Raw genomic sequence first — 19,623 nt, 5'->3', positions numbered from 1 at the left:
GGGCTCCATAGGCGTCCGATTCCGTTGAACGAAAGGCTTCGCATCCTTAACTGACCAGGAGCAAAACGGAAACGGCGGCAGGGTGTTGAATTCGTGACCGTCGTTAGCCTCAGACGGAAACACCGCCGACCCCGACAGTGCGTTTCGTGCCGCGCTTGCCGACAAGTGTGATCGGTCGGCGCAGCAGGTCGTGCCTCAACCGGCTGGCGCGCCAGAACTCGCCGAGCCGACACCGACTTGGGGCCTCAATCACATTGTAGCTGACCCACGCGGCAAGAAGCGCTGTCACGAGTGTCAAAACGGCCAGCACCGGCATCGGTAGGAATGCCGAGAATGTCTGGCGCGTCAGGAACATCACGGGGACATGGAAGAGGTAGAGCGAGAAGCTGGTCACGCCGAGGAAACGCAGCGGGCCCGAGGACAAAATACGCGCCGTCACGGGATGTTCGCGCGCGATGAGTGCGACGATCAGCGCCGAGGCAAAGGCAGTGGGAAGGCCCCAAAACGGCTCGCCTGTGGTTGGCGTGACGTGCTTGTAGCTGAAGAAAACGACGAGAAGAACGACCGCCATGACGCCGATCGCTGCCGACGGCGGGCGATCGGACAGGTTTTGGTGAAGTCGTCCCGCGACGACGCCGAACAGGAAGTAAGGCAGCTTGGCATGCAGCAATATTCCCGGTCCCGGAAAATCGAGCAGGCTGACAACGGCGACCACACCTAAGAGCCCGAAGCCGATGGCCTGGTAGCGGCGCGGATCGCTCAGGAAAAGCCAGATCACCGGAAAGGCCCCGTAGAACTGGATTTCCGGTGGTACCGACCAGAAGACGCCGCTCTTTCCGAGCAGCACCACGTGAAGGATGAAATCCATGACGCTTGCGATCGGTTGGGGATAGCCGAGTTGCACTGCAGCCGACAGGAGCCCGACGAGGCAGACCGCTGCGAGATAGACGGGGTAGATCCGTGCGAAGCGGCTGACCAGAAAATCGAGCACGCTTTCGCGCGTCACCGGGCGGCCGCCATAGAGATAAGCCATCAGGAAGCCGCTCAATGCGAAGAAGATGCCGACTGCCTCGGTGCCGATATCAAGATAGGGAAGCGGTCCGAACTCGGGAAAGATCAGGGGAATGTGCGACACGAGCACGATGGCCGCCGCGAGTCCGCGCAGCCCGTCCAGGCTTTTGATATGATTAGGCCCGTTCATCCTGTCCGCCGCCTGCCCGTTCCCACATTTCAGGGCCGGCGCATGATGGCGCATCACCGGTTTACGGCGCGTTAAGGATGCCCCCACCGATCACCCTCCTGGTGGGCCTGCGGTCACACGCTCCCCATCCTTTCCGGATAGAATCTTCTGGTAGAACAAGCCGATGCCGATCAGGACTGCACCGAGGCCGATGAAGGAAAGTGCGCGAAGAATGCCTTCGAGATTGGCCATGTCGAAGAGGAAGACCTTGATCACCGCGATCAGCACCAAAGCTGCCGAAGCAAGGCGAATGCTCTTCGCATCGAAACGCGAACCAAGCACAAGCAGGACCACGCCGAGCAACAGCCAGACGACGGAGTAGGTGTAGGTCTCGCCCTGCAGGAACCCCTTCCAGTCGGCGATGCCCTCGCCATGCCAGTAGCGGCGGACGGATAGCGAGAGCCAGGCGAAGGCGAGCGCGACACCTGTCAGCGCAAGTAGCATCACATAGGCTGCTGGCCGCCTTCCACGCGCATACCAGGTAAGCCCGGCAAAGGCGAGGCCCGGCAGCAGATAGCCGACGAGCAGCAGGTTGAAGAACGGCCAGCGGCCAGTGAGTTCGCCGGTGAAATACGGGTTGAGCGCGAAGAAATGGGCCGACAGGATCGACAGCATGGAAAGAGCGCCGACCACCATCGAGCCGTAGCGGAAGACCGGGCTCGGCGATTTCAGGTCGAGGGTCATGAAGATGGCCGAGGCGCCGGCGGCAAGCAGCGTGTAGATAGATTGCTCACCGAGCGTCGGTACGGCGCTATCGAGCACACCGCCATTCATCGCGTGGCGGACGAGGATGGCGACCGCCAGCAAGACGAACAGGCTTGCCAGCGCCTGCAGAAGATTGCGCACCCGTTCGTATGGCCAGTGGCGGAGCTCGTAGGCGGCGACTGCAAGTAGAAGCGCGGGCACGCCGTAGCCGGCGAGAAGCTGGTTGAACACCGGCGTCCGCGACAGGTTTGCGGCACCGATGATCGTCGGCTCCCAGGCGATGCGGATGGCCACCACGAGGGCGGATCCGACCATCATCCATGGCAGCACCGGCCAGGCGCGAAATCGTGTCGCAAACACCATGGCAAGGCCGAACACGGCGACGAGCAATGTCGTCGCAAGGCCGTCGGTCAGGGCGAACAGTGCGAGCACAAGGAAGCCGAATCCGCCTGATACGAGCAACCATTGCGGAACCGGCGCCGCGTCGGCAGCGGGAAGCCGACGGGAAAAGAACTCCGCCCCGGCGAAGTAAGCCAGGCCGAACACCAGCGCGACAAGCCCGTGCTTGAGGTCGAAAGACAGGTTGCCGAAGGCGAGGAAGCTGACGGCCATGATGGCAAGCGGGAAAATCGCCATCAGCATGCTCCAGAGTGCCGCGTATCCCGGCGCCCTTTCCTTCCACAGCCGCAGCGCTGCGGCGCCGATCGCCGCGAAACCGGCGGAAAGCAGCAGAATGAGGTTGACGGGCGCCGTATCCGCCAATGCCGGCAGTGACGTTGCGCTCTCGTACGCCGCCGAGCGATCCAGCATGCCGACGGCGAAACCAGGAAGACCAGCAATGACCATCGTGCCTGACAAGGCGCATAGGGCGCCCAGGATTGCCGGATAGAGCGCCCAGGCTCTGACAGCGCCTACCGCTGCCAGAGCCAGGACGAGCGCAACGAACCCCGCCATGGCCGAAGCGGGGAATGGATGAATAAACGCGAGGATGATCGCCGGAACGACGGTCGCAAGCGCCGCGCTAAGGGAGACCGGCACCCAAGCTGGGGAAAGCCACCGCTGCCATCGCGCGGCAACCGGTTCTGCAGCAAGGCCGGCAGTTGCAGCATTGGCCGGGAGAGCCTCGCTCTCGCGATCCTCCGCCAACGCGTCCTCTTGCCGGGTGGCGTTGTCTGTGGCCTCCCCTGCTCCGATATCGGAGCCCGGCCAGATCAGCGCGATCCCGATGAGCATGACCACGAGCGCCAGCGTCAGGGGCAGGATTGCCAACGGCTCGGCTGCAGCGAGATAGAGGAACGCCCACAGGCCGAGACCGGCATTGGCGAGCGTCGGGACGACCTGCCAGCGGCGCAAGCGCGAGGCGGCGATCGTCGCAAGCCAGGTTAGCGACAGATAGCCGAACAGCCTCCAGGGATCGGGTTCGGGTACCGCGATCAAAAGCGGCGTCACCATCGAGGCGAGCAGGCCCAGACCGGCAAGCGCCTGGCCATGCAGGAGCGAAAGCGCGATCGTGACAAAGGCGACGGCGGCGAGCAGCAGGAAGGCTGCGGGCGCGCCGAAATAGCCGTAGAAGCCATGGGCAGCGTAGGTGACACCGAAAAGGGTGAGTGCGCCGGCGGCGGTGAGGATGCCGGGGATCATGGCATTCTGGAAGGCGTTGGCGATGAGCGGCTGCGCGCGCCGGCGAATGAACTCGCCTGCGGCGATGAGCATCAGGCCAAACAAAGCAGCGAGGGACAAGCGCACGGCGGGACTAAGCATGCCGCTCTCGATTGCGTATTTCACCATGAAGACGCCGCCGAGCGCGAGCGCCAGTCCGCCGACCCAGACGGCCCAGCGCGCGCCTATGCGGCTCTCGAGGCTTTCACGAACCGGTGCCGTCTCGGAGCTCGAAGCCCCTTCAGCGGAGCCACCAACTGCTGCTGCATGGCCAGCACCAGAAGTGGCACCGTCACCGGTCGTCAGCGCCGCAGAAGCTTCGCCGGCTTGCGGCAAGGGCGCCGCGCTCACCGCACTCGCCTGCAACCATGGGCTCGGGAACTGCAGCGCTGCCTCCTGCGGCAAGCCTTCGTCAGAAACGCCGGCGCGCGCCGCCTCGACTGCCTCGACGGCCACGGCCTGGGATGCGGCCGGCGCGACACCGCCAGCTTTCAAGGCATCGACCTCCTGCCGAAGTTTCTGAATCTCTTCAGTCAGTTTCGCCGCGTTCTTGCGGGTCTTGTTCATCACGCTGATCGCAAGCACGATGGCGACCAGTGCCAGTAATTCCGCCATGTCTTCTCCGCGTGTCCGGGGCGCCTCTCACGACCGCTGATCGCCAGCGACGCTGCTCATGTGGATCATGCGGGAGCAGCGGCGCAACCTCAAGGGGCGCTTTTGCACCGCGTGCGTAAACGGCACAAGAAGCGGGAACGTTCCATGGCGCCGTTCAATTCATTCTGCTGCCGCCGGTCAGCGGGTCAGGTTGTCGATGGGAAATATTGCGCAGGTCTCCGTGCCATGCGCGAGCAGTTTGCCGTTCCTGTCGTGCAGCCAGGCTTCGGAGGTGGCGATCGTGCGGCCGCGGTGGACGATCCGTCCCTCGCAGAACACCTCGCCCATATCAGGCAGAACGGGACGGACCAGGTTCACCTTGAATTCGACGGTGGTGTAGGCTTCGCCCGGCAAGGTCGTGGCGAAGACGGCGCAGCCAAGCGCCGAATCCATCACCGTGGCTGTCCATCCGCCATGCACGGTTCCGAGCGGGTTGAGGTGTTCCTGCGTCGGAAACCCCTTGAAGACGACCCGCCCCTCCCCGACTTCCGCCAACGTGAAATTCAGCGTCTTTGACATCGGCGGCGCGGGCAGTTCGCCGGCCAGCATCGCCTGAAGGACTTTCAGTCCGCCGTCACGCGCCACCACGTCCAGGGGCAGAGTGCCGACACAGGCGACGCTCAGTCCCGGATGGAGTTCTATGTTCATGCGGTCATCTCCGATGGGGGGATGGCGGCAAGCGCCTTCAAGGTGGCCTGGACGAAGCCGTCGCGCGCGCTGGAAAGCTGAAGGCCGCGCGGCTCGCAGACATGCCGGTTGAGAAAATAGGCGGTCAGGCGGAAGCCGTCGAACAAGGCCTGCTGGTCGGCCGCCTTGCTCGCCTGCGTGCCGAGAAAGGCCGGCAGCGCCAGCATCTTGTCGGCCCAGGGCGCGCCTGCATCGCGGCTGACGGCACGGCCCGATTTCGGCGAAACGAAAACGAGATCCTCGGTAATGTCGGTCGCGGCGCAGCGGGACAGGTCGAGCCCGAAACCGAGATCCTCGAGCACGGCAAGCTCGAAGCGGATGAAGAGTTCGCCCGCATCCCTCGGATCTTCCAGATGCTCCAGGATCACGCCGAGCATCTCGTAAAGATGGACATGCGGGTCGCGCTCGGGCAGGAAGCGCAAAAGCGCGGCCATGGCCTGTACGCCGTAGACCGCCGTCGCCGTCTCCATCAGGCGGCCTGCGCGCAACTGCAGCGGCTCGATCCGGAACTCGCCGAGATGCTCATCAAGCCGGGCCCGCCAGATCACTTCCACCGAATTCCCGGGCTGGAGCACCGGCTGCATCGTCCTAGAGCGACCGGAGCGGACGACACCGAGATGCCGGCCGTGAGCACGCGTCATCATCTCGGCGATCACCGAGGTCTCGCCGTGGCGGCGCACGCCCAGCACGATTGCTTCGTCGCTCCATTGCATGCCACATGCCATACGCCCGGCAGCCCGCAGGGGCAAGCGCGGACGCCGCTTGTCAAGGCACCCGAGCAGGCAATCGAGATCGTGACCTTTAAGCCACAGTTGACCCTTGCCTCATTTTTGCTCCGCCTTCGCCCCGCCAGCGTCACGATTGCCCTTAGAACGGCTGGCAGGACGTTTCGTCCGGCAACGGAATACGAATAGCAGGTCAGTTGAATATGTATGTGTCCGTGATCCGCGCAGCCGTTTGCGCGCGTCCCCTCGCCCTCTTGATCCTACCGCTTGCCCTTGCCGGCTGCGTGTCCACCGCCAAGCCGGTGAAGAAGGGCCCGGACCCCATGCATCTGGCGATGTACGGACCGCATCCGGAAGAAAAATTCCCGTTGCCCGCGATGGATATTGCAAGGGTCGATCCAAAATATTTCCGCCAGCAGGTCGCCTACCCAACGAGCGAGGTGCCCGGTACGATCGTGGTCGATACGGCCGATCGCTTTCTCTACCTCGTGCAGGAAAATGGAATGGCGATGCGCTACGGCATCGGCGTCGGAAAGGCCGGCCTCGAATTCGAGGGCTCGGCACGCATCGGTCGCAAGGCGGAGTGGCCGCGCTGGACGCCGACGCCAAGCATGATCAAGCGCGAGCCGGAACGCAACGCAAAGTGGGCGAGCGGCATGGAGCCTGGCCTGACCAACCCCCTCGGTCCGCGCGCGCTCTACCTCTACCAGGGCAAGAATGACACCCTGTTCCGCATCCACGGCACCTCCGAGCCGTGGTCGATCGGAAAAGCGGTTTCAAGTGGTTGCATCCGTCTGTTCAACCAGGACATCATCGACCTCTATGGCCGCGTTCCGGTCAATTCCCGCGTGGTCGTGATACAGCAGGAAGCGCCGATGAACGTTCCGGCGGGCGGAATGCCGATCGCTTCGACGGCAATGACGCCTCCCGCCGCTATCTGATCTCCAACGTTTGCCCGTCGCTTTCCAGGCGTCGGGCCGCAGACCAAGTGTGGCTGTCGGTAGGGTTCATGCCAAGCGGTGCTTCGTGTCGATGCGAAAACCGTCTCAGTTTCCCGTTGACCCGGCAGCAACGAAATCCTGCTGCTCGGAGGCGACGACGCCCTTGAGTTCGCTCGGATAGTAGCCGTGGCGCAGGTTGATGCCGTATTCGAGATAGGCCTTCATGCAGGCGAGCATCTGCGACCAGCCCTCGCAATTCATGTAGGAGCTCTTCTGGCCGCGGGCGTTTTCGCGCCACCCCGTTTCGGCGATCGTCACCATCGTGCCGCCGTCGTCAAGCGGAACGAACCGGATCTCGACCCGCGTCTTGTACGGCTCCTCGCCCTCCTCGACCATCGCGTCCCAGAGGAACACGATGCGAGCGTTCTCCTCCACCTCGTCGACGATCACCGGGGCCATGCCCCACCACGTCACAGTCGTGCCGGCGACGAGCGGCGCGCTGGCGCCACCGATCGTGGTGAAATAGCCGCTCAGCTTCTTTGGATTGACGACGGCATCGAACACCTCGGCCACCGGCTTGTCGATCCGTCCGTTCACGCGAAATTCCAGCGTCATGCCTTCCTCCATCGCTTGTGACAGTCTAAATTATGTTATAAATTTATAACATGTCAAGCGAATCAAGCGAAGATGCGGTCTTCAAGGCCTTGGCGAATACCAGGCGTCGGCAGATGCTGGATGCGATCAGGGACACGCCTCAGACGACCGGCGCGCTGTGCGAGGCTTTTGCAGACATGGATCGTTGCACGGTGATGCAGCACCTGAAAGTGCTGGAAGACGCCGGCCTCGTGATCGCACGGCGCGAGGGTCGCGAGCGCTGGAACCATCTCAACGCCATGCCGATCAAGGCGATCCACGACCGTTGGATCAGCCAGTATGCCGGCCACGCGATGAGCGTTCTGGATGCGCTGAATGAAGAGATGGAGGACTAAGCCTGTCCCGTCATTTCCAAGCGCCGAGCCTCAGTGTCGGGGCAGTTGGTTGCCTTGTTGGAGTGCGTCGCGGAGCACGTCAAAGACGCGGGCGTCCAGTGCCTGGGAGACATTGAAGCGCATGAAGTTCCTTGCGGACTGCGACACACTGAACGCATTTCCGGGCGCGAGCACGATGTTTCTTTCCAGCGCTGCGCGCGCGACATCCGCCGCGTCCGCATCGTCCGGCAACCGGCACCATAGGAACATCCCCGCCTGCGGCTCCAGCCAAGGCATTACTCCCAGGTCCTTCAGCCGGGTCGAGACCTCGAACATTGCGCGTGCCAGTCGACTACGGAGAATCTCGACGTGCTTGCGATAGCCGCCGTCACTCAGCACGTTCAGGACCAGTTCCGCCGCAAGCCGACCGCCACCGAAGGAGGTCGCGATCTTGAGATCGGTCAGGCCGTCGATCCATTCCGGCTTCGCAGCGACAAACCCACATCGTACCGAGGCAGACAGGGTTTTTGAAAAGCTGCCGATATGAATGACCCGATCCAGCCCGTCGAAGGCTGCCAGACGAGGCGCCGCGCTGTGTTCGAAATCTGCGAAGATATCGTCTTCGATGATGGTGAGGTCGAACTGATCGGCGACCTTCAGGATCCGGTGAGCCACAACCGGGGAAAGCGTCGCTCCGGTCGGATTGTGGATGGCGGAATTCGTTATGTAGAGCCGCGGCCGATGTTCCGCGACAGTTCTTGCGAAGGCGTCGGTGTCCGGCCCCGCCGGCGTGTAGGGAACGCCGACGATCCTCGCGCGGTGGGCTCGCAGCAGGGCATTGAAGTTGAAATAGCAGGGATCATCGACCAGCACCGTGTCGCCGGGTTCAAGGAGGAAGCGGCATAGCAAGTCGATCGCCTGAGTTCCGGATTCGGTCAGCACGATCTGGTCCGGCGACGCTTCGATCCCCTTTTCCGCCATGCGCCGAGCGATGAGTTGGCGAAGCGACGGCAACCCCAGCGGTGAACCGTAATCGGCCAGGGCGTGACCGTCGGCGCGGGACAGCGTCCGCAGCGCGCGGCGAACGCTTCCTTCGGGAAACCAAGAGGGCGGCAGCCAACCGCAGCCCGGCTTGAGACTGTCGTCGCCGGTTTCCAGGGACTGCCGGGATATCCAGAAGGGATCGACCACGCGGTCCAGCCTGGGACCGGCCTCGGCGAGAGAAAACGGCGCCGCCTGGCTTGCCACATAGAAACCGGAACCGGGCCTGGAAACGATCGCACCTTCGGCGACCAGGCGCGCATAGGCATCGACCACCGTCGAAGTCGAAACCTTCAAGGTTGCGGCCAGTCCCCGGACAGATGGCAGCTTCGCGCCGGGCGTCAGACTGCGGCCCGCGATACGCTGCCTGATCGTGGCCATGACCATCGCTACCAGGCTGCGCTCCGCAGTCGCAACGCTCATCCGTACTGCCTCCTACTCCATAACAGTTTGAACAAACTGTACCAGACTGTGACTGGCTGGGCCACTGGTTCTGGTGGATAAGCCTGCTGCGAAGATGGAGTGCCTCATGGACCGTACAGCAGCCGGATGGATCAATGGTTTTATCGGTGTAGTGATCTTCAGCGGATCGCTGCCCGCCACCCGCGTGGCAGTGATGCAGTTCGATCCGGTGTTCCTGACGGTCGCACGGGCAGCGATCGCCGGGCTCCTGGCGGTTGCACTTCTGCTTGTCTTCAAGGAAAAGCGCCCGAGCCGGCGCGAACTCGTTTCACTGGTGGTCGTCGCACTGGGCGTGGTGGTCGGCTTTCCGTTGCTTACCGCCCTGGCGCTGCAACACGTGACGGCGGCGCACTCGATCGTCTTCATCGGCCTTCTGCCCCTGGCAACGGCGATCTTCGGCGTCATCAGGGGCGGCGAGCGCCCCAGGCCGGCTTTCTGGCTGTTCTCGATGCTGGGCAGCGCTCTCGTCGCGGGCTTTGCATTGTCGCAGGGACTTGCCGCCTCGCCGGTCGGCGACGCGCTGATGATCGCTGCGGTCATCGCTTGCGGCCTCGGCTATGCCGAAGGTGGGCGGCTGTCGCGGACACTTGGAGGATGGCAGGTCATTTCCTGGGCACTGGTCTTGTCGCTGCCCATCATGATTCTGGCCTCGATCGTCTACATGCCGCCGAGCCTTTCCGACATCAGGCCCCCCGCCCTGCTCGGTCTCGCCTATGTCTCGCTGTTCAGCATGCTGATCGGCTTCGTCTTCTGGTATCGCGGCCTTGCACAGGGCGGCATCGCCTCGGTCGGCCAATTGCAGTTGCTGCAGCCCTTCCTTGGGCTGGCGCTTGCGGCGACCCTGCTCGACGAAGCCGTTACCCCAGTGATGTACGCGGTGACGGTCGCGGTGATCCTCTGCGTGGCCGGTGCGCGCAAGTTTGCAAAGTAAGCAAGTCAGGCTTTCCACCCGTTTGAATCACCTGATCAAGGCGATCCACCGCTAGATCACGAGATTTTTGCCTCCGATGACAGTTCGGCGATCAAGTCTTCCGGGCCTAAAACGCTACAAAGCTGAAGGGCAGCGCGCGCCGTAAATTTCGCTGATTGACGGCAAGAGCGTCATCACCTCTCGCTGATGGCTCTCATCCAACGGCTCGATGTATTCTTTCCAGAACGCTTCCGCCTCAGGGGGTTCGCTCTCCCAGATGCGGGTGGTGACGTGGTTGTCATCGACCTTTGAGAGTCTTCGCCCGCCAAGACGAAGGTACCGTGTTGCCAACTCGGCTGCATGTGTCTGTTCCATGACGCGCAACCTTCCGTGATCGCTGGAACAGAAGCATCGCATCACCGCCCGCAGCTTGCCACTAACGGTAGATGGAAAAAGTGGGCAGTATGGGTGGTGCGCGCAGTTTTCCTTGCCGAATTACCGCCATGAAGCATTCTGCACGATTACTTGCGCAGTATGTTTAGGAGTGAGCCCCGAGGCCTGAGCCAGATGCAGGAAGGTAGAAAATGACAGAGCAACCGCATCTTTTTGGGGCAGATTACAGCGTCTACGTGCGGATTGCCCGGCTTTGCCTGATAGAGAAAGGTGTGGGGTATCACCTTACGCCGATTGACGTCTTTGCAGAGGGAGGCCCACCGGCGGACTATTTGGCGAGGCATCCATTCGGGCGCATCCCTGCCTTCGAACACGGTGGCTTTTCCCTTTACGAAACAGGCGCGATCACTCGATATATCGATGAAACGTTCGAAGGGCCGAAGCTTCAGCCCTTGGATGCCGAACATCGCGCACGATGCAACCAGTTCATCAGCATCGCTGACAACTATGCCTATCCTCAATTGGTCTGGGGCGTTTACGCGGAGAGGGTATCGAAACCAGACAGAGGCGTTACAACAGACAAGGAAAAGCTGGCCACGTCTCTAGCAAACGCCCGAACATGCCTGGCAGCAATGTCTGATCTGATGGGAGACGGCCCATGGCTCGTCGGCGAGAAACTGACGCTGGCTGACATCTATGCCGCGCCCATGTTTGACTATTTTCTCATGGCCCCCGAGGGCTCGGAATTAATCCAACACTATGCAAAACTCAATGCATGGTGGTTACGCATGGCCGCGCGACCTTCAATGGCTGCGACCAGACCGTTCTAGCTTAAGGCCGTCGGCCAGACTATTGAAAGGCGTTTCTGCCGCAGAAAGCAGCCGCATGCTTTGAGGTTGCGACCGGTTTTTGTGACAACAAGCAGAACAGGGAGCGCCCTATTTCCGCTTCAACGCCTCTGCGAGTGCCGCGCCGAAGGCGCCCTGGCTCGGGGCCTGGGGCTTTTGCTGCGGCATGCGGTTGTTGCCGGCGCGCGGCGCGTCACGGCGCTCTCCGCGCGAAGGCTGCTCGCCGCCGCCGTCCTTGCGCATGGTCAGCGCGATGCGCTTGCGGGGAACATCAACCTCGGTGACCCGCACCTTCACGACGTCACCCGCCTTGACCACCTCGTGCGGATCCTTGACGAAGCGGTCGGCAAGCTGGGAGACATGCACGAGCCCGTCCTGGTGCACGCCGATATCGACGAAAGCGCCGAAAGCGGCGACGTTCGTCACCGTGCCTTCCAGCAGCATGCCGACCTTGAGGTCCTTGATGTCGTCAACCCCATCGGCAAAGGTCGCCGTCTTGAACTCCGGGCGCGGGTCGCGGCCGGGCTTCTCCAGTTCGCTCAGAATGTCCTTCACCGTCGGCAGGCCGAAGCGCTCGTCGACGAACACCTTCGGGTCGAGCTGCTTCAAGGCGGCGCTGTCGCCCATCAGTGCCCGCACGTCGCGGCCGCAGGCGGCGACGATCTTCTTCGCCACCCCATAGGCTTCCGGATGCACTGAGGAAGCATCGAGCGGTTCCTTGCCATTCGGGATGCGCAAGAAACCGGCGCACTGCTCGAAGGTGCGCGCGCCGAGCCGCGAGACCTTCATGAGTTCCTTGCGGCTTTCGAATGGGCCATTGGCATCGCGATGGGCGACGATCGCTTCGGCCGATGACTTTCCGAGACCGGAAACGCGCGCCAGCAGCGGTGCGGAGGCGGTATTGAGATCGACGCCGACGGCGTTCACCGCGTCTTCGACCACCGCGTCCAGCGAGCGGGAGAGCTTGCCCTGGTCGACATCGTGCTGGTACTGGCCGACGCCGATCGACTTCGGCTCGATCTTGACGAGTTCGGCGAGCGGATCCTGCAATCGGCGGGCGATGGAGACGGCGCCGCGCAGAGACACGTCCAGGCCGGGGAACTCCAATGCTGCCGTCTCCGATGCCGAGTAGACGGAAGCGCCAGCCTCGGAGACGATCACCTTCGTCGGCTTTGGCGCCGGAAGCTGGGCCAGCATGTCCGCCACCAGCTTCTCCGTCTCGCGGCTGCCGGTACCGTTGCCGATCGCGATCAGTTCGACCTTGTGCTTGCGAATGAGAGAGGCCAGTTCGGCCTGCGTGCCGCGGATGTCGTTCTTCGGCGGGAAGGGATAGACCGTCGTCGTTTCCAGCAGCTTGCCGGTGTTGTCGACCACCGCCACCTTCACACCGGTGCGGATGCCCGGATCGAGGCCCATGGTGGCGCGGGTACCGGCGGGCGCTGCCAGCAGCAGGTCCTTGAGGTTGCGCGCGAAGACGCGGATCGCCTCCTCCTCGGAGCGCTCGCGCATCTCGCGCATCAGGTCGAGCGACAGCGACATGGAGAGTTTAACCCGCCAGGTCCAGCCGATAACGTCCGCAAGCCACTTGTCGCCGGGCTTCTGACCGAGCGCGTAGAACGAGGCGATGATGCGCTCGACTGGCTTGACCGTTTCGGTGTTGTCCTGGTCAACGATGATGTCAACAGAAAGGAACTCCTCGTTCCAGCCCCGCAGCATGGCGAGTGCCCGGTGGCTCGGCACGCCCGACCAGCGCTCGCTGTGGTCGAAATAGTCGGAAAACTTGGCGCCAGCCTCCTGCTTGCCCTCGACCACGCGCGAGCGCAGGAAGGCGTTGTCCTTCATGTAGTCGCGCAACCGCTTCAAGAGGTCGGCGTTCTCGGTGATCTGCTCGGCGACGATGTCTCGCGCACCTTCGAGGGCAGCCTTGGCATCCGGCACGTCAGCGGAGAGGAAGTTCGCCGCAAGCTCGGCCGGCACCTTGTCGCGCTCTGCGAGGATCTGCCCGGCGAGCGGACCCAAGCCACGCTCGCGGGCGATCTCGGCCTTGGTACGGCGCTTGGGCTTATAGGGCAGGTAAATGTCTTCCAGTTCGGCCTTGGTGGAGACGCCGGCGATCTTGGCAGAGAGCTCGTCGGTGAGCTTGCCCTGCCCGGCGATCGATTCGAGGATGGACGCGCGACGCGCCTCCAGTTCGCGAAGATAGGCGAGCCGCTCGGAGAGCACACGCAACTGGGTGTCGTCCAACCCGCCGGTGACTTCCTTGCGATAGCGAGCGATGAAGGGCACGGTGGCACCCTCGTCCAGCAATCCCACTGCCGCCTGCACCTGAGCTGTGCTTGCCTTGATCTCGCTGGCGATCATGTTGGCGATTTTCAGCGGTGTTGCGGCCATCTTGGTCTCCTATGCACGCGTGCCGATGGGCTTCGGTCCCTGAGGGTTCCAGGCAACGTATCGGCGGACGGCGACCATAGTGCGGCCCCTGCCCCCCGCCAACCGCCACACGGCGCGGAGTCCACAACATATCGAGCGGCATGCGGGGCTCAGTAGCGAACCGGCGCGAGCGGCGGACGTGCCGCCTCGAATTCTCTCAGCTTAGCCTCGGTCTCGCCGATGTAGTCGCGCGCAAACGGCACGGCATCCTGATGCCGGGCGAGCTGGAGCTGAATGATCGGCAGGCGGTCGTGCCGGAACGCCGCTTCCATGGCCGCGAGGTAGAACTCCCACATACGGCAGAAGCGCTCGTCATAGAGTGTGGCCGCGTCGTCCCAGCGTGCGACGAATCGTTCGCGCCAGGCTCTCAGCGTCCACGCGTAGTGCATCGGCAGCATCTCGATGTCCTTGACGAGGAAGCCGGCGCGCTCGATGGCCGGCAGCACCTCGGAGAGCGCCGGCAGGTAGCCGCCCGGAAAGATGTATTTCTCGATCCAGGGATTGATCGTGTAGGCGGGCTTCACGCGACCGATATAGTGGAGGACCATCACGCCCTCCTTCTTCAAAACCCGAGCCATCGTGTTGAAGAACTTGCCGTAATTGGCAACACCAACATGTTCGAACATCCCGACCGAAACGATGCGGTCGAACTCACCCTTGACGTCGACGTAGTCCGTCAACTCGAAACGGACGCGATCGGAGAGGCCGCGCGCGGCAACGCGGGCGCGGGAGACGGCAAGCTGTTCCTCGCTCAAGGTGATGCCGGTGACGTCGACACCGGAGCTTTCCGCCATGTACATGCCGAGCCCGCCCCAACCGGACCCGACTTCGAGCACCTTCTGCCCCGGCTTCAGGAGCAGCTTTGCGGTGATGTGCCTTTCCTTGGCCGTCTGGGCCTCATCCAGGGTAATGTCGCGCGGCTCGAAGTAGGCGCAGGAGTATTGCCAGTCGCGGTCGAGAAAGAGGTCGAACAAGCGCGCATCGAGATCGTAGTGGTGCGCCACGTTTCTGAGATTGCGATTGACCGGCACCCTGGCGTTGACCTGGTAGGCGAGAAGCCTCAGCAGCCCTTTGGCCTTGAGGCCGAGTGTCGCAGCGCGACGAACGCCGTTGCGCCTGAGAAGGGAGAGTAGATCGAAGATGTCCCCCTCCTCCACAATCAGCCGCCCATCCATGTAGGCCTCGCCGAGCTTCAGCGCCGGATCGGCTGCGATTTCGCGGCCAACGGCGGCATCGGCCAGGCGAAGACGCAATACCGGACCGGTTCCGTCTCCGTAGTGCGCGAGGCCGCCCGATGGATCGACGACCTGTAACTGACCGTTCCTGATTACCCGACCAAGCATCGTGGGAAATTCCATATCGATCCCCTTGCGGCCAACACAAGCAAACTAACGAACCACACTGCCAGCGCAACACCTGCGTTTTTGCAAACCTTGCCTCAACGCTGGGTTTTCCTGTAACAATTCATCAATTCCTACCGCCTATTCTTCTGCACCTATGACAAGGGGAACGGGGGCATGCGATCGAGATTGATATCAGCGACGATGTCGCTGACTGTGCTTCTGTTCCCGATGGCGGTTCGCGCCGAGACCCTCAACCTGCTGATCTGGGAATCCTACATCGACGAGGCAATCCTGAAGGATTGGACGGCGAAAACGGGAGTGGAGGTCCATCAAACCTACTACGATAGCGGCGACGCCCGTGACGAGGTGTTGTCCGATCCCAACAGCGACGTCGACCTTGTCGTCACCGGCGAAAACGGCGCCAAACTTTTCGGTGGACGCGGCATCCTGTCTACACTTTCAAGTGAAAACGTACCTTCGCTTAAGGAATATGACGACAGCTGGATCAGCCGCTGCGGCGGCTATGGCGTTCCCTATTTGTGGGGAACAATGGGCATTCTCTATCGCTCGGACGCATTCACCACGCCGCCGGCGTCGTGGGCAGACCTGATGCTACCGGCGGAAGCGCTCCGAAACCACATTGCGATGTACCAGGATCATAACGAAGCGTTCGTGCCGGCGCTGGTACTGCTTGGCAAATCGATCAACGCCAACGACAACGAAACGCTTAAGGACGCCTATCAGATGATGAAGGCGCAAGCACCATTCGTCCTGACCTACGACTATATCATCACCTCGATCCAGAATCCTGAGGTGCGACCCAAGGTCAAGATGGCGCTCGGCTATAGTGGCGATCAGCACGTATTGAATGACAAGGTCGACAAAAAGGGACTGTGGCGCTTCTCCGTACCCAAGGAAGGCACGCTCTCCTGGCTCGATTGCTTATCCGTCAGTGATCGGTCGCCGCACAAGGCGCTTGCTCTCGATCTGCTCAACTACATCGCAAGCGCGACAAGCGCCGCGCGTAACGCACAATTTTTAAATATGCCGACCGCAAACCGGGAGGCGCTCGCACGCCTGCCGGCCAGCATTCGCGACAATCCTGAAATTTATCCCGCGCCGGAGATACTCGCAAAAAGCCAGTATCAGGAGGAATTGACCGTTCCGTCGGTGCAAGCCCGCCGACGCATCATCAGCAGCCTGGTTCAGTTCCGTGACTCTCGGTAAGCGCGCTTTCATTCTGATTTTTCCCGTTGTCCTTGCCGGTTACGTGCTAGCCGCCACGCTCCTCTACGTGAGCCAGAGCGCCTCGATTTTGGGATTGGAGCGCGCACGCCTATGGCAGCAACTCGGCCTGCTCGGCGCCGTCTTCCAGAACGACGTGACCCAGAACAAGAGCCTGATCTATTCTCTGGTCGAGGGTAGCGCAGTACGCCACTTCATCAACGAGCCAGACGAGAACTATCGCAGCAACGCAATCGGTGTGCGGATACAGGAGAGCATTACGTCGCTGTCCGACGATCCTACCCGCTTCGTGTCGATGGCGATCATCCGCCCGCCGGGATCAGTCGATTTTTACTATGAAAACAGCGAAGATCCTTTCGCTGAGATTCCAACAGCGCAGATCGAGCATGCACAAAAGCTGATCAGCAGCCCCAAGCTCTCCAACTGGTCTTACGTCAAACTCAAAGATGGCGATCCGCTTATCATTCATTCCGAATTTCTCGACCCGCTGACACTCAACCGTCCCGTCTCGAGCGCCAAGGCTGGATCGATCCTTCTCCAGACGGCCGTGCGCCCCAACCCGTTCCTTGAGATGAAGAAAACGCTCGAGAAGGAATACGCAGCCGAGATCGAAGTATCGGCGCACCCGCTCAGCGCAAATGGAGCCCTTTCCGCAACGGTAAAGCTGGGGCCGTCGCTATATGCGCGGCTGACGCCGCAGCCCAACCATCTCAACCAGAAGCTTCTCAATCTCAAGCTTCTGCTCGCGCTCGGTGCGATTGGCCTCAGCCTGTTTACGATCGGTATCGTGCTCTTCCTCGTCCGTCGCTTCATCACCAACCCAATCGCCCGCCTCGACCGGCAACTGACCGAAGTCATGTCGGGCGAGCGCACCGAAATCGCCTTTAGCAACGAGGCCGGCGAAATCGGTCGGCTTTCGGCGAACATGAAGCAGTTGCACGACGATGCCGTCGAATCGCTCGGCTTGGTAAAGTCGGCCTCCTGGACTGACACGCTGACGACCATTTCCAATCGCGAACATTTCAATGTGCGCTCGACACAGATCCTCGATAAAGCGCGTGCCTCGAAAGCCAGTTGCACACTGCTTTTCATCGATGTCGACAATTTCAAGTTCGTCAACGACAAGCATGGCCACAAAGTGGGAGACGAACTCCTGAAGACGTTGGCTTCGCGGATACAGACGATCGTCCAAGCGGTGGTCGAGCGGCGCGGTTTGCCAGAGGCCCTCGTCGCCCGCCTGTCGGGCGATGAATTCGCGATCATGGTGCAGTCCCAGCCGGGCGACGGCACGGTCACCGAAATCTCAACGCTGATCCTCGGGCTGTTTTCCGATGGATTCGATATGCTGGATAAGTCCTTCCCAGTCACGGCCAGCATCGGCATTGCTGCTTTTCCCGAGGATGCAGCCAGCCTGCCCGAGCTGCTGGCGAGTGCGGATGCGGCGATGTACCAGGCCAAGGCCCAAGGCAAGAACGCCTCGGCGCGCTATTCTCGCTCCCTTCACGAGACGCGCACGCGAAGGCGCGGGATCGAGGATGAACTCCGGACAATTGATCCGGACGAGGAAATGCACCTCGTCTACATGCCGATCGTCGACGGCCACGGAAAGGTTACGGCCTGTGAGGCGCTTCTGCGTTGGACCTCGCCGCTGCTCGGGCGCGTCACACCGGACGAATTCATTCCGATCGCGGAAGCCACCGGCCTCTTCAGCAAGATCGACTCCTGGGTGATCGACCGGGCGATGTCGAACTGCCGGCAGATCAAGCAATTGTTCGGGCCGGAAACGATCATGTGCATCAACATATCGTCGGCAGAGCTTTACACCAAATCGATCGCCGACCGCTTCTGCGATGGCCTGGCGCATTACGGTGTGGATGCTCGCTCGATCGAGATCGAACTGACGGAGACGTTCGCTGTCAAGCTCGGCGACCAGTCGCAACGCAACATCGATGCCCTGCGGGCCAAGGGTTTCCGCATTTCCATCGACGATTTCGGCGCCGGTTATACATCTGTCCAGCAGATCATCGATTACCCGGCAGAGACGATCAAGCTCGACCGAGTGCTGGTCGAAAGCCTGACGGATGGCGCCGCTCTCCCGACACTGCGCGCGCTGATCGCGCTCTGCCACGCGCAGGACATGCAGGTCGTGGCAGAAGGTGTCGATACGACGGAGAAGATGGCGCTACTTGCAGCTGCCGGGTGCGATCTCTACCAGGGTTATCTCATCAGCCAGCCACTGACGGCCGAGGATCTCGGCATCTGGGCGATGCAGCGGCTGATGAAACAGGCGAAAGCGGCCGCTGGCCAATCACCGGCCGCCAGGACCGCGAGCGGCGCTTGAGGCGTCACGGCTATCGCGGGAATTCGAGGCCCATTTCCCGGAAACGCTCCGGGTCGTCGCCCCAGTTCTCGCGAACCTTGACGAACAGAAACAGGTGCACCGGCTGTTCGAGGATCTCGGACAGCTCCTTGCGCGAGGCCATGGAGATGGCCTTGATTGCCTCGCCGTTCTTGCCGAGTGCAATCTTCTTCTGGCTGTCGCGCTCGACATAGATCACCTGCTCGATGCGGACGGACCCGTCCTTGCGCTCCTCCCACTTCTCCGTCTCGACGTGCGAGGAATAGGGAAGCTCCTGGTGCAAACGCAGGAACAGCTTTTCGCGGGTAATCTCGGCAGCAAGCTGGCGCATCGGCAGGTCGGAAATCTGGTCCTCGGGATAGTACCAGGGACCTTCCGGCAACGCCTTCGCCAGATAATCCATCGCGTCTTTGCAGCCGGACCCGTTCAACGCCGAAATCATGAAAGTCCGCTCGAATGGCACGACATCGTTTGCAGCCTTCGCCAGCTTCAACAGATCCTCCGGGGAGACCCGGTCGATCTTGTTGAGCACGAGGATTTTCGGCTGGTGCACTTCCTTCAGCGCTTCGAGAATCTTCTCCGCGTCACCCTTCAGGCCCCGCTCGCTGTCGATCAGGAACATGATCTGGTCCGCGTCCTTCGCGCCACCCCAGGCGGTCGTGACCATGGCGCGGTCGAGCCTCCGGCGCGGCTTGAAAATACCGGGCGTATCCATGAAGACGATCTGGGCGTTATCGTGGATGGCAATACCGCGCACGATCGCCCGTGTCGTCTGCACCTTGTGGCTGACGATCGAGACTTTGGCGCCGACCAGCCGGTTGACCAGCGTCGACTTCCCCGCATTGGTCGCGCCGATCAGCGCCACGAAGCCGGAACGGGTCGAGCTGCCGGTGTCGGCGACGTCGTGTTCTTGTTCTTGTTCTGTCATGATCGTTCCATTGCTCTTGCAGCTCACTGTCTGTCGCATGATGCGCACAGGTCGCAGCCGCACTCAAATCATTTCGGGAGTTGTT

16 protein-coding genes are annotated in these 19,623 nt (G+C 61.9%); 6 read left to right on the top strand and 10 right to left on the bottom strand.

The window, feature by feature from the left end; translation table 11 throughout:
* Positions 1 to 109: 109 nt before the first annotated feature.
* The 4 genes from IB238_RS03190 to recO form a co-directional block, all read right to left on the bottom strand.
* Entirely contained in the window at positions 110 to 1,201 is a 1,092-nt protein-coding gene (locus IB238_RS03190; RefSeq protein WP_192243497.1) for an acyltransferase, read from the bottom strand.
* Between the two features lie 90 nt (positions 1,202 to 1,291).
* Positions 1,292 to 4,219, bottom strand: a complete 2,928-nt coding sequence (locus tag IB238_RS03185) for a DUF2339 domain-containing protein (protein WP_192243495.1) — start codon at positions 4,217 to 4,219, stop codon at positions 1,292 to 1,294.
* A 177-nt stretch (positions 4,220 to 4,396) separates the two neighbouring features.
* The gene (locus IB238_RS03180; RefSeq protein WP_192243493.1) at positions 4,397 to 4,906 is read right to left on the bottom strand and encodes a PaaI family thioesterase; all 510 of its coding nucleotides are present in this window, start codon (positions 4,904 to 4,906) and stop codon (positions 4,397 to 4,399) included.
* Complete coding sequence (recO, locus tag IB238_RS03175) at positions 4,903 to 5,658, bottom strand: DNA repair protein RecO (RefSeq protein ID WP_192243492.1); 756 nt, start codon at positions 5,656 to 5,658, stop codon at positions 4,903 to 4,905. The genes IB238_RS03180 and recO overlap by 4 nt, the downstream gene beginning before the upstream one ends.
* Before the next feature lie 215 nt (positions 5,659 to 5,873).
* Between recO and IB238_RS03170 the strand changes: the two genes are divergently transcribed.
* Positions 5,874 to 6,611: a L,D-transpeptidase gene (locus tag IB238_RS03170; RefSeq protein ID WP_192243490.1), complete on the top strand. Its 738-nt coding sequence runs from the start codon at positions 5,874 to 5,876 to the stop codon at positions 6,609 to 6,611.
* 105 nt (positions 6,612 to 6,716) lie between these two features.
* On the opposite strand, the gene IB238_RS03165 is transcribed toward IB238_RS03170, so the two are convergent.
* Complete coding sequence (locus IB238_RS03165; protein WP_192243488.1) at positions 6,717 to 7,226, bottom strand: SRPBCC domain-containing protein; 510 nt, start codon at positions 7,224 to 7,226, stop codon at positions 6,717 to 6,719.
* A gap of 50 nt (positions 7,227 to 7,276) precedes the next feature.
* Between IB238_RS03165 and IB238_RS03160 the strand changes: the two genes are divergently transcribed.
* Positions 7,277 to 7,600 carry a metalloregulator ArsR/SmtB family transcription factor gene (locus IB238_RS03160; RefSeq protein WP_192243486.1) on the top strand — a complete coding sequence of 108 codons (324 nt, stop codon included), beginning with the start codon at positions 7,277 to 7,279 and terminating at the stop codon, positions 7,598 to 7,600.
* Between the two features lie 30 nt (positions 7,601 to 7,630).
* Here the strand turns inward: IB238_RS03160 and IB238_RS03155 are convergent, their stop codons facing one another.
* Complete coding sequence (locus IB238_RS03155) at positions 7,631 to 9,043, bottom strand: PLP-dependent aminotransferase family protein (protein WP_192243484.1); 1,413 nt, start codon at positions 9,041 to 9,043, stop codon at positions 7,631 to 7,633.
* Positions 9,044 to 9,149: 106 nt separating this feature from the next.
* Between IB238_RS03155 and IB238_RS03150 the strand changes: the two genes are divergently transcribed.
* The gene (locus tag IB238_RS03150; protein ID WP_192243482.1) at positions 9,150 to 10,013 is read left to right on the top strand and encodes a DMT family transporter; all 864 of its coding nucleotides are present in this window, start codon (positions 9,150 to 9,152) and stop codon (positions 10,011 to 10,013) included.
* Positions 10,014 to 10,127: 114 nt separating this feature from the next.
* Here IB238_RS03150 and IB238_RS03145 read toward each other — a convergent pair whose 3' ends face one another.
* Positions 10,128 to 10,367: a hypothetical protein gene (locus tag IB238_RS03145; protein WP_192243480.1), complete on the bottom strand. Its 240-nt coding sequence runs from the start codon at positions 10,365 to 10,367 to the stop codon at positions 10,128 to 10,130.
* Positions 10,368 to 10,576: 209 nt separating this feature from the next.
* On the opposite strand from IB238_RS03145, the gene IB238_RS03140 reads away from it, so the two are divergent.
* Positions 10,577 to 11,215: a glutathione S-transferase family protein gene (locus IB238_RS03140; RefSeq protein WP_192243478.1), complete on the top strand. Its 639-nt coding sequence runs from the start codon at positions 10,577 to 10,579 to the stop codon at positions 11,213 to 11,215.
* A gap of 108 nt (positions 11,216 to 11,323) precedes the next feature.
* On the opposite strand, the gene IB238_RS03135 is transcribed toward IB238_RS03140, so the two are convergent.
* Both IB238_RS03135 and IB238_RS03130 read right to left on the bottom strand, forming a co-directional pair.
* On the bottom strand, positions 11,324 to 13,624 hold the full coding sequence (locus IB238_RS03135; protein ID WP_192243476.1) for a Tex family protein: 2,301 nt from the start codon (positions 13,622 to 13,624) through the stop codon (positions 11,324 to 11,326).
* Positions 13,625 to 13,773: 149 nt separating this feature from the next.
* Positions 13,774 to 15,021, bottom strand: a complete 1,248-nt coding sequence (locus IB238_RS03130) for a cyclopropane-fatty-acyl-phospholipid synthase family protein (RefSeq protein ID WP_192243474.1) — start codon at positions 15,019 to 15,021, stop codon at positions 13,774 to 13,776.
* A gap of 159 nt (positions 15,022 to 15,180) precedes the next feature.
* On the opposite strand from IB238_RS03130, the gene IB238_RS03125 reads away from it, so the two are divergent.
* A complete protein-coding gene (locus tag IB238_RS03125; protein ID WP_192243472.1) occupies positions 15,181 to 16,233 on the top strand; it encodes a spermidine/putrescine ABC transporter substrate-binding protein in 1,053 nt (350 codons plus the stop codon).
* Complete coding sequence (locus IB238_RS03120; protein ID WP_192243470.1) at positions 16,220 to 18,592, top strand: bifunctional diguanylate cyclase/phosphodiesterase; 2,373 nt, start codon at positions 16,220 to 16,222, stop codon at positions 18,590 to 18,592. Before IB238_RS03125 ends, IB238_RS03120 begins: the two co-directional genes overlap by 14 nt.
* 10 nt (positions 18,593 to 18,602) lie before the next feature.
* On the opposite strand, the gene era is transcribed toward IB238_RS03120, so the two are convergent.
* Positions 18,603 to 19,538 carry a GTPase Era gene (gene era / locus IB238_RS03115; protein WP_192243468.1) on the bottom strand — a complete coding sequence of 312 codons (936 nt, stop codon included), beginning with the start codon at positions 19,536 to 19,538 and terminating at the stop codon, positions 18,603 to 18,605.
* Between the last annotated feature and the right edge of the window lie 85 nt (positions 19,539 to 19,623).

The sequence above is a fragment of the Rhizobium sp. ARZ01 genome, assembly GCF_014851675.1.
Taxonomy (GTDB): Bacteria; Pseudomonadota; Alphaproteobacteria; order Rhizobiales; family Rhizobiaceae; genus Mycoplana.
Note: the sequence above shows the minus strand (reverse complement) of the source record. Positions and strands in the feature narration are given on the sequence as shown.

Bases quoted from the DNA above. Each gene is read 5' to 3' on its own strand.
- IB238_RS03190 (WP_192243497.1), bottom strand. From the start codon at position 1,201: ATGAACGGGCCTAATCATATCAAAAGCCTGGACGGGCTGCGCGGACTC.
- IB238_RS03185 (WP_192243495.1), bottom strand. From the start codon at position 4,219: ATGGCGGAATTACTGGCACTGGTCGCCATCGTGCTTGCGATCAGCGTG.
- IB238_RS03180 (WP_192243493.1), bottom strand. From the start codon at position 4,906: ATGAACATAGAACTCCATCCGGGACTGAGCGTCGCCTGTGTCGGCACT.
- recO (WP_192243492.1), bottom strand. From the start codon at position 5,658: ATGCAATGGAGCGACGAAGCAATCGTGCTGGGCGTGCGCCGCCACGGC.
- IB238_RS03170 (WP_192243490.1), top strand. From the start codon at position 5,874: ATGTATGTGTCCGTGATCCGCGCAGCCGTTTGCGCGCGTCCCCTCGCC.
- IB238_RS03165 (WP_192243488.1), bottom strand. From the start codon at position 7,226: ATGACGCTGGAATTTCGCGTGAACGGACGGATCGACAAGCCGGTGGCC.
- IB238_RS03160 (WP_192243486.1), top strand. From the start codon at position 7,277: ATGTCAAGCGAATCAAGCGAAGATGCGGTCTTCAAGGCCTTGGCGAAT.
- IB238_RS03155 (WP_192243484.1), bottom strand. From the start codon at position 9,043: ATGAGCGTTGCGACTGCGGAGCGCAGCCTGGTAGCGATGGTCATGGCC.
- IB238_RS03150 (WP_192243482.1), top strand. From the start codon at position 9,150: ATGGACCGTACAGCAGCCGGATGGATCAATGGTTTTATCGGTGTAGTG.
- IB238_RS03145 (WP_192243480.1), bottom strand. From the start codon at position 10,367: ATGGAACAGACACATGCAGCCGAGTTGGCAACACGGTACCTTCGTCTT.
- IB238_RS03140 (WP_192243478.1), top strand. From the start codon at position 10,577: ATGACAGAGCAACCGCATCTTTTTGGGGCAGATTACAGCGTCTACGTG.
- IB238_RS03135 (WP_192243476.1), bottom strand. From the start codon at position 13,624: ATGGCCGCAACACCGCTGAAAATCGCCAACATGATCGCCAGCGAGATC.
- IB238_RS03130 (WP_192243474.1), bottom strand. From the start codon at position 15,021: ATGGAATTTCCCACGATGCTTGGTCGGGTAATCAGGAACGGTCAGTTA.
- IB238_RS03125 (WP_192243472.1), top strand. From the start codon at position 15,181: ATGCGATCGAGATTGATATCAGCGACGATGTCGCTGACTGTGCTTCTG.
- era (WP_192243468.1), bottom strand. From the start codon at position 19,538: ATGACAGAACAAGAACAAGAACACGACGTCGCCGACACCGGCAGCTCG.